Consider the following 14,815-nt stretch of genomic DNA (forward strand, 5'->3'; position numbering starts at 1 on the left):
ATATAAACGATGCCGTTCCATTCTTAGGCAACGGCTTTCCTTGCTTCCCGCTTTCTTTTATTGAGAACTGTTTCTATGACTTTCTAAGCTTGGTCTTTTAGATCACTGGTATAGCTTTTTCACATCTCTCACCTCTCTTTGATGTCAATCCTATACTTTATTCCTGCTATTTCAATTTTTTACGTGACTGGTTCTAAGTTTCCATAGTTTGATTCAAATTTTAATTTGCGATATAATGTGAAACAATTTAATTTTGGCTTTTTAAAAGCCGCAAAAACTTTGAACGATTTACATTCCGTATTTAAAGGGTATGCCCCTATAGAAAAAACTCAAAACTGTTTCGAACTTATTGCTCCTTTTAAACCTGCAGGACACCAGCCTCACGCCATTAAAACATTAGCACAAGGAGTTTTAGAGGGAAAAAGAAATCAAGTTTTATTGGGAGTAACCGGTTCAGGAAAAACATTTACCATGGCCCACGTCATTGCTCAACTTCAACGCCCTACATTAATTTTAGCGCCCAATAAAACTTTGGCGGCCCAATTATATGGAGAGATGAAGTGTCTGTTTCCAAAAAATGCTATTGAGTATTTTGTGTCCTATTATGACTATTATCGGCCAGAAGCCTATGTGCCTTCCAGCGGAACCTATATTGAAAAAGAGTCTTCTATTAACGAACAGATCGAGCGTATGAGACACAGCGCTACCCGCGCATTATTAGAGCGAAGAGATGTCATTGTGGTGGCCAGTGTCTCTTGTATTTATGGGTTAGGGTCCGTGGAATCTTATCAAGGCATGGCTCTACTTTTGGAATCGGGAAAGAAAATTCTTCAGTGCGATGTTTTAAAACAGCTCGTCCAGTTACACTATAAGCGCAATGACATTAACTTTAAGCGGGGTGCGTTTCGTGTGACGGGCGATCGGGTAGATATTTTCCCCTCACATTATGAAGACCATGCTTGGAGTCTTTCCTTTTTTGATGATGAGTTAGAGAGTATTCATGAAATTCATGCGCTTACCGGAGATCGCGTTACTAAATTAGAAAAAATTTTAGTGTTTCCAAATAGTCATTATGTAGCACCGGGACCTACTATTTTTCAAGCTATTCAAGGGATTAAAGAAGAATTAAAATTGCGCTTGCAAGTCTTACAACACGAATCTCGTCTTGTGGAGGCACAGCGGTTAAGAGAACGTGTCACCTTTGATTTGGAAAGTTTAGCCCAAATAGGAACCTGTGGAGGTATTGAAAATTATTCTCGATATTTGACAGGACGTCCCGCAGGTGCGCCTCCCCCCACATTGTTTGAATATCTTCCAGACGATGCATTGTTTATGGTGGATGAGAGTCATGTGAGCATTCCTCAAATTCGTGCCATGTCCGCAGGAGACGGTGTTCGAAAACGTACCTTAGCAGAATACGGGTTTCGGCTTCCTTCTTGCGTAGATAATCGGCCTCTTCATTTTGATGAGTGGGATCGTATGCGCCCTTCTAGTATTTTTATTTCTGCTACGCCAGCTGCTTGGGAATTAACTCAGGTACAGGGAGAGGTCGTGGAGCAGCTGGTACGTCCTACGGGTGTATTAGATCCGGTATGTGAGGTACGTCCTACGCATAATCAAATAGAAGATTTAATCAAGACGTTAAAGATACTACAGTGTGATGGTGGACGGGCTTTAATCACGACGCTGACAAAAAAAATGGCAGAAGATTTATGTTCTTATTTAGAACAGGCACAGTTTAATGTGCGCTACATGCACTCGGATGTAGACACTTTGGAGAGAATTCATCTTCTACAAGATCTTCGAAAAGGTGTATTTGACATTTTAATTGGAATTAACTTATTAAGAGAGGGCTTAGATATACCCGAGTGTCAATTGGTTGTGATTTTAGATGCGGATAAGCAGGGATATTTACGCTCTAAAACCGCACTTATTCAAACTATGGGACGCGCTGCAAGAAATCTTAAGGGGCGTGTTATATTGTATGCAGATACAATGACCGTAGCGCTAAAAGACGCTTTAGAAGAAACGCAACGACGGCGTCATTTACAGGAATTATTCAATAAAGAACACGGGATCATTCCTACTGCTACATCCTCTATGGCAAAAAGTATTTTAGAAGAGGAGAGAACTTCTGTAGTGCCCTCACATAAAAAAGCAGACGTTTCCACCCATTACTCAAATTCTATTGAGACTTTGAGACTTGAAATGCTTAAGGCTGCAGACTCTTTGGACTTTGAAACTGCTGCTAAACTTCGGGATTGGATGATTCAGCTTCAAAAATAAACATTACGATTTTTCAAATTTTTTAATTTTTGAAGGGGGTTATTTGTAAAAAAATTAGAGGATTAGACTTCACTTTCATAGTTTTTTTTAGTGATTTTAGAAATAAAAATATCATTTTCTTCATCTTTGGAGTATCTTCGAAAGCTAGTTAGATCCCCACAATCTTTTGTCATAGCTGCATCTTGACCTATCAGGAAGCTCTATAATTTTTTTGAAATTTTTAACACAAAATTTTTCAGAAAGTTTTGTTATTCCCCATTACTGTAGATTATTTTCCCAAACATTGAGCATTCTGAACTTGTATTCTGTTCTATATAAATGTGTGTATAAAAACTATAGTAATTTAGCTTGAAAATAGGATTAAATGTGTTATAATTATAAAGATATAATAAAAATACTATAAAGATAGCATAAAGACAATACAGCCTAGATTTAAAAGAAAGCGTAATAAAATACATAACATTAAATAATGCTCAAAAAACAAGCGCTAATTAGAGGGTGGATACGCTAGGCAAAAAAAGAAGTCATCAATCCTAAAGCACAATTAGAAAGCTAAGAAAAAATAAATCTAAATCGGCTAAAAATGTACCTTAAAAATAACAAAAATAAAACATGAGTAAAGATTGCTAAGCTATTTATGTCTATAGAAGACTTAAAAAATTAGACTTGAGTAATAACAAAACCTTTACCTCCGGGAATGCTTTTGAAAAAATCAATATCCAGACACACTAAACGATATATAACCAACTAACTATAGAATAGTTATAAAGAATAGCGCGTCAATTGAACAATGTTTAGAACGTTTTATATGTTTAGCGTGAGGCCGTTGTTCCTCAATGGAATGAAGGTCAGGAGAATAAGAAGGTAATTAAAGTAAAGTATGAATAGCATCCTTATTCATGACAACACCACGGTTTTCTGGGATGTTGGTGAGTACCATTTCTTTTACCCAACAAGTCAGTACCTTTACAGAACCCGTAAGCAATCTAATGGCCCCTAAACTAGAGCCCATCAAGGCGTTTATGCCATTTGTTCTACTTTTGGCACCCCAATTCTTGTTTTCCGTAAGAACGCTTCCCTTTTACAGAATAGCCGTGAGTTCTTGGCATATCATGAGAAACTCCATGTTCATCAACTTTTCTGTTTAATTCATCACACTTTTGGCACAATAGAAATCTTTTTTCTGGATCCACCTTTGGATGATTTAAGGGTTTTTTTATAGCGAACACCACAACGTCTTAAGACTTGCAAAATGCCAACAGTGCTAACCCCAAACGCACTCCGCTCACTCTAGATGATAGGCATCAGAATATATCGTGATAGCGTGTTCTAAACAGTTCATGTCAAGTGTTCTGGCTGACTTATAGCAAACTAAGTTTGGTTCTAAACGCGTACTCCCTCTATCGTCTGCTTCCTCATTCCAAAACGTCTACCCGATTGCTCATAGCTCACCCCTATTTTCTTCGATTATAACCATTCTATCGTTAGTTGGCTATAACACCTGAAAATCTTATATAGAGTAATGAGAGTGGTATAGAGATGACTATTTACAAGAACACAGGGTGGGGTAAGAAAATTAAAAAAACTGGTTGGTAAGAAGCGTAGTCCATATTCCAAAAAACCCATAGTATGGCTGGAATAATCAATGCATCGATTCCATAAGTATTAATGACTCTTGCAATGCAAATCTTTTAATCATTAGGTAAAACAGAGTTGAATCAACGCGCTAAAACCCGAACAAGAGATAATTTTGAATCGCGCCTTATTTCATAACGCTTATAAGACAAAAGCATTGATTGAATTCGTTGACTTCGGACGAATATTCTTACCCCCATATTCGCTCGATCTAAATCTCATTAAAAAATTTCGGGCTACTATGAAACGATGGATTAACCGTAACATTACTCAATGTACTGAATGATAGAAGGCCTTACTTGAATTCTTTAAAATCTTTTCTTCAAGCTCAATTACTATACACCAAAATAAAACGTCTCGGTGGTAATTATAAGCAGGACGTTGCGGACATGGTATTAATGGAACTGCTTTTACTCCTCAAGCTACATTAGTTAGGTATTGCTGAGCTTAATGTTTGGGACCTCTGAAGTGTATGCCGGCTTATTGGGAAACGTGAGCCCCCTATGGGCCTGGGTAAAAACCCTGCCTAAAGGTAAAGTGGGTTCTAAAACAGAAAGTGAAGGGCTGATTATCCATGCAAGCAAGCAGCTTATTGAGCGTCCATAAAAAGTGTAAAAGCTGTATTATTCCAGTAAAAAAAAGCGTTATCCTTTTAAGACTGAAATCCGTATCCATCACAAAAAGAGGATTGTTCAGATTTGAAAATCCTATCTTGTATCGTCTCACAAGTTTACCCCTTTCAAACAAGAACTGCCGTTTTTCAAAATAATCTCCAGTCTATGGTGAGGGTAAATATTAAGGGATACAAACCATTTATTCACAATCATAACGCTACTACACATCCAGTAAAAATAAACCTTAGGAGGGTGCTCGAGGTCTTTTAAGAGGGGGAATCATGGTAAAAAATACCCTACATGAACTCAAGACATTCAAAATTTTGCAAAATCAAGAAACAAGGCCGGAATATTAAATTTAGAATTGGTGCTGGAATTGTCAATTTTAAGAATGAACTTCTACTTCATGATCCAAGATGGGTAGTGGGGAAAAACATCTTCGATTTGATATAAGTTGTCAAGAGGAGTTCTTACAGATAATTGTAAATTATTATCCAAAACAATAGACGCCATGCAAGAAATTGCGTTATCTGCTTTTTATATTTTTTAAAGGAATGGCCTCGTTTTGAACCTATAAATCTTCAAAATAATGGTTGTGCAATTTTTAATACAGAGCTTCTCCCGTTCAACAATCAAATTTACAATGTATTAGAGAATATCAATCTACACAAATGCAAAAAGTCTTTTTTTGCTTGATATTAATGCTGTGCTCAATCAACATAAGTGGGAATTTCAATAGACGCGCCTTGATGGACAAAGAAGTCGATTGTTTCCTCATAATCTTACCTTTTCCCTGTTCTGGAAAAACCTTAGTACATTTTTTATATGCAGCGTATTTTTTGGATACAACGTATGGAGAATTAAAAGAGAGCGTTTGCTCAGCTAAAAAATATTTATTTGAGATTTTAGGTCATACTGTTAAACTTCTCTTATTCGACACATCTTTTAAACCACTTGTCAAACACTCGTTTGCAACATTCAAAACGAGAATTTCTGAGTCAAACCAATACTATCTTGACTTTAGAAAAAAAATATTTATAATTAGCTGTAATTTTTGTTATAGTTGAACTTTTAATGAGCACTCCTCCTAGGGTTCGTTTTGCACCCAGCCCTACAGGGTTTTTGCATCTAGGCAATGCGCGCATTGCACTGTTTAATTGGATATTTGCTCGAAAGTATGGCGGTAGTTTTATTCTACGCATTGATGATACAGATCAAGAGCGCTCCGAAACTCGTTATGTTGAAGCCTTAAAAAAGGACCTTAGGTGGTTAGAGATAGAATGGGATATTTGTTTTTCTCAGTCAGAACGCAGGGCTTTTTATTTGCCTTATATTGAGCAGCTCAAATCTACTGGACACTTGTACCCCTGCTGCGAAACACCTCAAGAACTAGATGTACAGAGAGCACAGTTACGCTCACATCATCATGCACCGATTTTTAACAAAGAAACCCGCCGAATAGATCCTACTCGACCTATGCATTGGCGTTTTTCTCTTAAAAAATGTAAAATTTCTTGGAATGATGGTGTACAAGGAATATGTCAATATGACACATCTCACATCAGTGATCCCGTGGTTATTCGAGAAGACGGAAGTTTAAGTTACTTGCTCACCAGCGTTTTAGACGATCAAGATCCCCAACATCCCGTCACCCATGTGATTCGTGGAGTAGATCATTACGTAAATACCGCAATTCAATCCCAAATATTTGAAGCATTGGGAAAATCCTCTCCAATTTTTATGCACTTGCCTCTTTTACAGCACAAAACCGGAGAAAAATTTTCAAAGCGAACCCAAGGACAAGGAGTGCAAGATTGGCGCGCTGCAGGAGCTTTACCAAAAAGTCTTAGTCAGGTACTATTAAATTTATCTTGCAACGATCCCATGCTTTCAAACACTCTGAGAGAAAGAATTTCAGATTTTTCTTGGGACTCGTACTCAAAAGCTTCAGAAGTACGTCTAGACCCTGAAGCTATTTGGAATGCGTCTAATTACTATTTCTCTATTATGTCTTGGGAAGAACTGCAGATTTATTTCGTAGATTTTCCTTGCAAATACTTAAAAGAAGCCCACTGGCGATGCATTTCCTCTAATGTTTGTTCATTTTTGGATATTCAAGCCTGGGATAGAGTTTTTGATCCTCAATGGTCTAGTCGCTATTGGGAAACAGAAGAACCTTTTGGAAATTTATTGAGAAATCCTCAATACGTGGAGGCTATATTTTTTCAATGGAAAAATAACCTTGATAAAACGCACGGGGTGGACGAAGTATACTGGAAAAAACTATGGAAGAATTTAACACAAACACTCACCCAGCAATTCGATCTGAAATTATCTTTAGTGTGCAGCACGATACGCTGGATGATAACAGGAAAAAAAAATGGGCCGCCTATGGTAACCCTATTCGCTTTATTGGGAAAACAATGTATCGAGAACAGATTAACACCTACTTCAGAAAAGCTAGAGCACAAAACAGAGTAAAGGATTTAGATTCTTAAAACAAGCGCGTAAAATGAGCAGAGCTATTACTCAAACTTTCATTTATTTTTTAGAATATACATCATACTAGAGACGCAATGATAGAAGTAGTACTGTTCAAAATTCTTTTAGACCGAAGTGTAACAAGCTCAAACACTATGAGCCCTAAAGAGCCGGACCTTACTTTTGGAGTTAGTCTAATACATAAGTACACATGACACTAAAACCACTGCGTAAAGTGTACTTTCGGGAAAATTGGTATAAAAGTATTGAGATTTTCCGATAAAAACGGTTTCCATAGCCTAAAAAAATATCCAAATTTTGAAAAATTTTAAAAAGCTTCGATGTTTTTTGGCATCATTATCGTTTAATTTAACACTATCTTTCAAAAAGAAGTGCCAAAATCGGCAGAAAGCGTTCTTCTATACTAAAAAAGCCTGGCCATCACTATTAACTTGGGTCTTTAATACTATATCCAACGAACGATAGAACGGTTATAATAGAAAAAAAAGAAAATATTTAAAGATCTCGTATTCATTGGATTTTTGTCGTAAAGAGTGAGTGATGAGGAAGCGGGTAGACGTTTTGGAATGGAACCATACAGTGTACAGAGGGAGTGCGCGTTTAGAACCGAACTTAGTTTGCTCTAAGCCAGCCAGCACAATGGACATGGACTGTTTAGAACACGATACACGATATACTCTGGTCTATCAGTTAGAGCAAGCGGAGCGCTTTGGGGTTAGCCCTGTGGGCATTGTGCAAGCCCTAAGACGTCTTGGGGTTCGCTACAAAAAAACCCTTAAATTATCCAAAGGCGAATTCAGAAAAAAGATCTGTTTTTTACAAAAAGCGTAATGAATTAAACAGAAAAGTGGATAAACGTAGAGTTTCCCATGATATGCCAAGAACCCACGAGTATTCTGTAAAAGGGCAGCGTTGTTAGGGAAAACAGGAGTTGGGGTGCCAAAAGTAGCACAAATGTGTAGAACAAATGTCTATAGCCGCTTGAATGGGCTCTACTTTAGGGACCATCGGATTGCTTACGGGTTCTGTAGAGGTATTGACTGGTTGGATAGAAGCAATATCCCAGAAAACCGTGGTAGTATCATGGATAATACTGCTTTCCATGGAGATAAACAGATAAGACGTGCTACACATTGTTCAATTGACACGCTATTCTCTATAACTATTCTATAGTTATTTTTTTATATACTAAATTCCATTATACTAGATGCAGAAAAGAAGTGAGTTATCGCCTCATATGCATTGAGCGAATATGTAATTCTATCCGTAATCCATGATTTCATATTAGTCCAGAATGTCTCTATAGGATTTAGATTGGGTGAATAAAGGAGTAAAAATATTGTTTTGAAGTCAACAAATTGGATAAGCGCTCTTGTTTTTTGGGATGTATGGAATGAAGCATGATCCATAATTAGACCAAGTTTTAGCGCTTTTATTCAATAGGGTTCTACCCAATGATTAAAAAAATCCGTATTGTAAGAACCATTCAAAACCATGGGAGTGATCGCTTTATTATTCATTAAGCTCGCTAGTATGGGTTCTTTTTTAATATGTAACACGTTTTTTATCTACGTCCTTTTCGCTTTTTTACCCCATTCTTTATCGTTGCAAATGATTGGTTCAATCCCATTTTCATCAACATGTACGAACGTTGTAGGGGAAATTTCTTTTCTTACTCTGCTCAGTCAAAGACAAAGATTTTTTTATCGCTAAATCTCAGCTTCTTGAATACTAATACGGTGTATCTTTACTTATATAAAAATTAGTATTAATATCTTTTAATCTAGTATCTTTAACAAATGATTTTACCTTTGAATAACCCAGTCTAACGTTTACATTCTACACGTTCTCTAGCATCCTACTTACCTTTTTTCTTATAGCTATGACACTATCTAACTTGCTGTATTTTTGTGTACCTCAAACACTTTGAATACTTTCTTTTTTTTATTCCTTTTCTCAGGTAACTTTTTTTAAACTGTTCCTATATACTTATAGACATCTTTTTTGTATGCTTAATGGAAAATGATGTATTGTAGTATTCATTGCGTATCATAAAACAATAAACTTTAATCCAGCGCCACTATAAATAGAGTTTTTTCACTCACTCCATAGTCACGCCTAAAATATGCAAATATCTTTACAAAACAAGATGAAATTTCACGAAGAGTATTATCATTGTTCTGAAACTTTTATCAAAATAACCACTCAAAAGTTTAGAAAATAGAAATAAGACATTCAAGGATGACAGAAGTCAAACCCATCAGTATTTTGGATAAAACGCACCCACTCTATCAGTGAGAAAATCGACTTAATTTAAATTTATTCATTGAAGGATTTAGTCAATGGTATTCCAAATTTCTAGGCAAGAAAGTACCCATTCAGGCTGTTATTGGCTTGCATTATATGAAATCTCTATAAAATGAGCAGTTGTGGAAGTGTTTTTTCAAAACCTATATTGGTAATACTTTTTTGGGCTATAACCATTCCAGAACACCCCTTAGTGTTAGGCAACAATGTTAGTAAAATTGCGTAGCCTCTTGGAGCAAAAGGTGTGAAGAAAGTTTTAAGTCACATTATTGACACAGCAAAACAGGAAACATTGTGCCCTAAAAAATTATTACAGAATGTTGATTTTAATACAACCGTACAAAAAAATGTATCACGTTTTCAACAGATACACAGTGATTTCATCGAATGCGTATTAAATATGGTGTAGTCGCAAAAAAGCACTATCATTAAAACAGCTCTATGTAGGAAATAGGTGCTTATACCTATACAAGCGCGATATGCTCATTCTGGTCAAATGAAACCCGAAAGAAATGAATTTAAAAAAATAAACTTATCCCAAAGGTGTATATAAAGAGAAGTTGTCAGAAATATTAATTTAAGTAAAGATGATGGACTTTCATTGTTAATCATTTAAGCAGTGTAATAATTACGGCAAGAAAACAACGCACCAAAAAAGTTCTATACTTTTCATGCGCCTGAAGTTGAATGTATTACGAAAGAGAAAGCCCATGAACGCTATGAAGTTGGATGTAAAGTGCCTGTTGTGATTCCCAGGTACTACCAGAAATAGCACATCATGACGGCTCGTATGATGAAGCCACACTAAAAGAGCGTTTATTCAAAGCCAAAGCAAATTCGAAGAATAAAATATACATTTTCAGATAAGAGTTAAAGCGGTGTAGAGGATTATTATGAAGGTATCAAAATTTTTATTTCAGGAAAAAATGGCCCACCGAATCTGTTTAAATAATCTTTAAAGGAAAAGTCTGATATTGAGCCCCTCATTGTATATTTGAAATAAGCGCATTGGCTTAGAGCCTGTATTTATGGATGAGCGATCTGCCTTAACAAGCGCATAGAATGAGCGATCACCACCCTATTTTCGGAAGCTACTACAGCAATTTCGTACCCTTTAGACAATCTTGGATAATGATTGAGCCAAACCAAAGTTCGTTCAACAACCCATCTTTTGGCGAATACCGCCCATCCTGGAGTTCTGAAATTTCAATTTTAAAGAACGTTTTCGACAAACGCTACCATAGTGTTTCCATACCCGGAATTGGCGCAAACGCTTTTGAGTGTCGGATAGTGTTGCAGAGCCTCTTAAAAAACATTGCACCCCCTATTGTATCATGTTGATTAGCGTTTGTGTGTCCACAACACGATGGCGTTTACGTCCCTTTATTTTTTTTCCTTCATCAATGCCTCGTTGTTCACAAGCCCCGGTATTTTTGACACTGTGTAAATCAATCCTGCGATAGCTCGGGTGTGCACTTTCACCAGCCTTTATTCGACGTATCTTGACAAGCGCGCTCAGTACTTTTTCTTATATTCTTTGATCCTGAATCCTCGATAAAACGAATGTACAATGAAGTATAGCGGACAATCTTTAGGAAGCATTCGCTATGGACATCCGCTCTTTATTATGTAAACTACTCCATTAACAGGCTCTTTTTTTTGGTGTTTACTTCTATTACTATACTTGCCTCATTCAAAATGATCCTTAACGAGCTTTCATTCATGATCTGTTAAATCCTTTATATTACTCATTCTTATTACCTCCTAGCTTCACTATACTCCCTCCGTTTATCCATGAATACAGATTCTTATTTTCAAATCATTTACTTAGCGTGACGGATGATAAAATGAATGTACTTATTATTCAGCTGTGCATTCAATCTCAGAAAAAATAAGACCGATGATGCTTGCAGAATCTTGTTTGATTTGAATACTTACTTAGGCACAAAATCTCTCGTACAACCAAAGCCATTACCCATGAAGTCCTCTTCCTTGAGCAGCCAAGGCAGCTTCGTGAATCATCTCACTCATGGTGGGATGGGGAAGCATTACAGAAGAGAGCGCCTCTGCAGTGCCTTCCAAACCTTTGGTTACCAAAAGTGCGCTGAGCAGTTCAGGACTTTCTCTGCCAAAGAGATGGGCTCCTAATAACTCTCCAGTTTTTTCTTCAAAGATAATTTTAACCAATCCTGGTCCTGAACCCTGCGCTAACGCTTGGCCGTTACCACTAAAAGAAAACCGTCCGACCTGTACATCATAGCGTTCTCGAGCCTTAGACTCCGTAAGTCCGAAACTTGCAAAAGGAGGTAAAGTGTAGGTACAGCCCGGTATCGATAAAGGATCTACAAGACGTTTGGTGCCAGAAATAATATGTTCCACACAAGCTATTCCCTGATGACTGGCAAGATGGGCTAACCAAGGCCCCCCAATCACGTCTCCAATAGCATAAATTGTAGGCTCATCAGTTTGAAACACCTCACTCACAACAATGTGACCTTGCGTAACTTGCACTTTAGTTTTCTCTAACCCCAAATCCTGAGTATTTCCAGTAACACCGATGGCTATCAACACTCGGTCTGTTGTAATAGAGCCCCGCCAAGAATAAACCTGGCTACCATCTCTAGATACAATACGAGCATGAATGCTTTCTGCCACAATTTCTACAGATTCAAGTTCACTAGCCAAAAAAAATTGCATACCTTGTTCTTGAAAAATTTTGTAAGCAAGACCAGTACACTCACTATCTTCCTGAGGTAAAATACGAGAACCTTGCTCCAATACAGTAACTTGAACCCCTAAAGCTTGATAAAAAGATGCAAATTCCATACCAATAGCCCCAGCACCGACCACGAGTAAGCGCTCAGGAAGCTGGTCTGGTGTCATTGCAGCTCGAGCATTCCATACAATGCTTTCAGGAATATTCACAGGTAACACCCTGGGTTTTGCTCCCGTAGCAAGAATAAGATGGGAAACTTCTAAACTCAGCATATCATGCCCCGTCACTTGAAGGGTCACGCTTTGTGATGTACACTCTTGAATTTTAGCCCTTCCCCCCACAAGCGTAATACCATGTTTCTTCATCAATCCTTGGAGACCTTGTCCTAAAGTTTGAGAAATTTTGCGAGAACGCGCCACCATTTTTTGAAGATCAAACTGCTGTCCTTGGATAGAAATACCATGATCTGATACTTTCGTAAGATCACACCAAAGTTGGGCACTTTTCAACAAAGCTTTTGTGGGTATACAGCCCCAGTTTAAACAGACACCTCCCAGCTGAGCCTCTTCTATCATAACTACTGAACGCTGGAGCTGTGCTGCACGAATGGCAGCTACGTATCCTCCTGGGCCTGAACCAATAATTCCAATATCATATTTCATAGCGTCTTGGTACTTATCACAAGATGATTATCTTAGCAAATCTCAAGAGGATATGTCTAGAGCATAAAAATATAGCTAAAGTCCGAAACAAAAAGTAGTAGAAAGAATTTGGCCTCAAAAGTTTTTGTATTCCTCTGGTCAACCGTGAAGCTCATTTTTTTTCCAGCGCATTACAGAAGTGGACTTTGGTAGCATAGTCTCTAAGAAAGTATTCCAGAAATCGAATACTTGTATACTGAGCCCAATGGATAATTTTTGCAAAAATCTTATTCTAGAGTAAAAACATGATTCAAAAGTTTAATTTACTACATATATTTATTAAAGTTAAATTATAATATAAGCAATGATCTATCACAATGAAAAAAAGATTCAATATATATCAAAAATTTCGTACCGCATAGATTGAAGAGAAGAAGTCATAAAGTCTATGAAATCATCTAACATCCAAAAAAATCAACCATAGATGTAGTATAAACCAACAGAATTTACATTAAAAAAACAAAGGACATCACCTACCAAACTACGTACATAATCTAAATCACACACAAAGCGAGAGCTTTTGCATTCAATATATAAAGCACCGTTCGAATGTCAGAGCAAAGGATAGTACTTGTGAATTTGACATACGTACTCGTAGTGGGAATATGGGTTAACACTGCTAGACTTCAGGTCAAAAAGAAGCGTTCACCTAAGTACGTCAAAAAAAATAAGATAAAAACATACACCCTGAAACGCTTGTATAAGAATTTAGCTTGAAGATGAATTTTGAAGAAATTCAAATAACACCTTATATCATTCAGTACATTGAGTAATATTACGGGTAATCTCTCGCTTTATCTTCGCCCAGAATTTCTCTATAGGATTTAGATCTAGTGAATAAGAAGGTAGAACAATTACTCTAAACCAAACATATAGCCAGATTCCCATTCTATCATTAGTTTTCTATAGATTATTGGTGTGATATGAGCTTGCAACAGTCCAATCATCCCTAGATACCCGCTCTAGCACCCCTAGGGTATGTAACAGATCCTGTAATACTAAAAAGCTTGCGTAATGAGAAGAGCATTGTTTCATTAAGTCACAAAACCCCAGACGCAGTATGATCAAAGAAGCTGAATTTTTCACTTCTACAGGAGTACAGTTTAAGAACCCGTCTTGACAGCTAGGCTGGCTTTCTGAGAAAATTCACGAAATGGGGGATCATAATAAAAAAGTTCAGGAGATTTTCTAGAGATTGCATAGTCTTTGAAAAAAATTAAGCTAAACAAACCTGCGCTCTATAATCCATCTGTTTGCCGGCGCTGCTCATCCAGACGTGATACGCTCTAAGCTTTCAATCGTCTTTTCAAGAACCTGCTTCACCCTTACTTGAAAGAGGTTAGGCTATCCTGAATCAGCCCAAACACTGTTCAAACTTAGATATTTTTGAATCTTACCCTCAAAACTAGAATACTCTGCAATCTCTCATGAGTGTTTTTGGAACATAAAATAGATGAGCGTATGCGTCGAGTACACTGTGACGTTCACGGCCTTTCGCTGTTTCTCTTCATGCATTCTTCGATCTTAGAGGCGCCGAGTATTTGTGCGCTTTGTAAATCAATACAGCAGGGATCAGAAAAGGGACTCGTTTTGATACAAATTTTCTCCACTCGTTCTTTCATCCTGTTTTCCCAAATTCTTTTATATCTAGCACGTTTATAGACGCTACAAATGGTTTTGTAAGCTGAAAATCAAAGGATAAAATGCTATTAGTACCCTGTTTTGACATCGTAATACCCCATTGATCCGCTATTGTTAGCCGTGCTTTCAGCGTTTAGCGTATCGCCTTGTACCCCCCATGATTCTTTGATCAAATTTTATTGTTTATCGCTTAAATCGCTTGCATAGGTCATATCACGTCCTTGCCAACATTTTTAGTACATTTATCCCTAACTGTGAGGATAGGGTCTTAGAATGATGTTTTTATGCATCGTATCATTTTCTTTTTTTTAGTGTAAAACATATAAAGTATTTAAATTAGTATTAAAGAATAATTTAATTTTTAAAGTACTTCCGAATAACTCTACCAGTTTTAATTTAATCCATCAATTTAG

The 14,815-nt window shown here is 37.0% G+C and carries 12 protein-coding genes; 6 read left to right on the forward strand and 6 right to left on the reverse strand.

Annotation, left to right across the window (positions count from 1 at the left end):
• Positions 1–279 precede the first annotated feature (279 nt).
• Entirely contained in the window at positions 280–2,286 is a 2,007-nt protein-coding gene (uvrB, locus tag HCUR_RS02210; RefSeq protein ID WP_104206577.1) for an excinuclease ABC subunit UvrB, read from the forward strand.
• Positions 2,287–3,154: 868 nt separating this feature from the next.
• Here uvrB and HCUR_RS08295 read toward each other — a convergent pair.
• Positions 3,155–3,298, reverse strand: coding sequence for a hypothetical protein (locus HCUR_RS08295; protein WP_165780653.1), 144 nt, complete (start codon positions 3,296–3,298; stop codon positions 3,155–3,157).
• 22 nt (positions 3,299–3,320) lie between these two features.
• Positions 3,321–3,515 carry a hypothetical protein gene (locus HCUR_RS02215; protein WP_129591847.1) on the reverse strand — a complete coding sequence of 65 codons (195 nt, stop codon included), beginning with the start codon at positions 3,513–3,515 and terminating at the stop codon, positions 3,321–3,323.
• Between the two features lie 518 nt (positions 3,516–4,033).
• Here HCUR_RS02215 and HCUR_RS10090 point away from each other — a divergent pair.
• The 5 genes from HCUR_RS10090 (at position 4,034) to HCUR_RS09795 (ending at position 8,157) form a co-directional block, all read left to right on the forward strand.
• Positions 4,034–4,207 carry a hypothetical protein gene (locus tag HCUR_RS10090; RefSeq protein WP_423751887.1) on the forward strand — a complete coding sequence of 58 codons (174 nt, stop codon included), beginning with the start codon at positions 4,034–4,036 and terminating at the stop codon, positions 4,205–4,207.
• A gap of 164 nt (positions 4,208–4,371) precedes the next feature.
• Positions 4,372–4,527: a hypothetical protein gene (locus HCUR_RS08300; protein ID WP_165780655.1), complete on the forward strand. Its 156-nt coding sequence runs from the start codon at positions 4,372–4,374 to the stop codon at positions 4,525–4,527.
• Positions 4,528–5,609: 1,082 nt separating this feature from the next.
• The gene (locus HCUR_RS02220) at positions 5,610–7,016 is read left to right on the forward strand and encodes a glutamate--tRNA ligase (RefSeq protein WP_104206553.1); all 1,407 of its coding nucleotides are present in this window, start codon (positions 5,610–5,612) and stop codon (positions 7,014–7,016) included.
• A gap of 561 nt (positions 7,017–7,577) precedes the next feature.
• Positions 7,578–7,868: an IS630 transposase-related protein gene (locus tag HCUR_RS02225; protein WP_104206554.1), complete on the forward strand. Its 291-nt coding sequence runs from the start codon at positions 7,578–7,580 to the stop codon at positions 7,866–7,868.
• Between the two features lie 154 nt (positions 7,869–8,022).
• Positions 8,023–8,157 carry a hypothetical protein gene (locus HCUR_RS09795; RefSeq protein ID WP_279337490.1) on the forward strand — a complete coding sequence of 45 codons (135 nt, stop codon included), beginning with the start codon at positions 8,023–8,025 and terminating at the stop codon, positions 8,155–8,157.
• Between the two features lie 61 nt (positions 8,158–8,218).
• Here HCUR_RS09795 and HCUR_RS10095 read toward each other — a convergent pair whose 3' ends face one another.
• The 4 genes from HCUR_RS10095 to HCUR_RS10100 form a co-directional block, all read right to left on the reverse strand.
• A complete protein-coding gene (locus tag HCUR_RS10095) occupies positions 8,219–8,446 on the reverse strand; it encodes a transposase (protein WP_104206556.1) in 228 nt (75 codons plus the stop codon).
• Positions 8,447–10,438: 1,992 nt separating this feature from the next.
• Positions 10,439–10,576, reverse strand: a complete 138-nt coding sequence (locus HCUR_RS08305; protein WP_165780657.1) for a hypothetical protein — start codon at positions 10,574–10,576, stop codon at positions 10,439–10,441.
• A 739-nt stretch (positions 10,577–11,315) separates the two neighbouring features.
• A complete protein-coding gene (lpdA, locus tag HCUR_RS02245; protein ID WP_104206558.1) occupies positions 11,316–12,722 on the reverse strand; it encodes a dihydrolipoyl dehydrogenase in 1,407 nt (468 codons plus the stop codon).
• Positions 12,723–13,514: 792 nt separating this feature from the next.
• Positions 13,515–13,649 carry a transposase gene (locus HCUR_RS10100; RefSeq protein ID WP_129591849.1) on the reverse strand — a complete coding sequence of 45 codons (135 nt, stop codon included), beginning with the start codon at positions 13,647–13,649 and terminating at the stop codon, positions 13,515–13,517.
• Between the last annotated feature and the right edge of the window lie 1,166 nt (positions 13,650–14,815).

The organism is Holospora curviuscula (assembly GCF_002930195.1).
In the GTDB taxonomy this organism is placed as follows: Bacteria; Pseudomonadota; Alphaproteobacteria; order Holosporales; family Holosporaceae; genus Holospora; species Holospora curviuscula.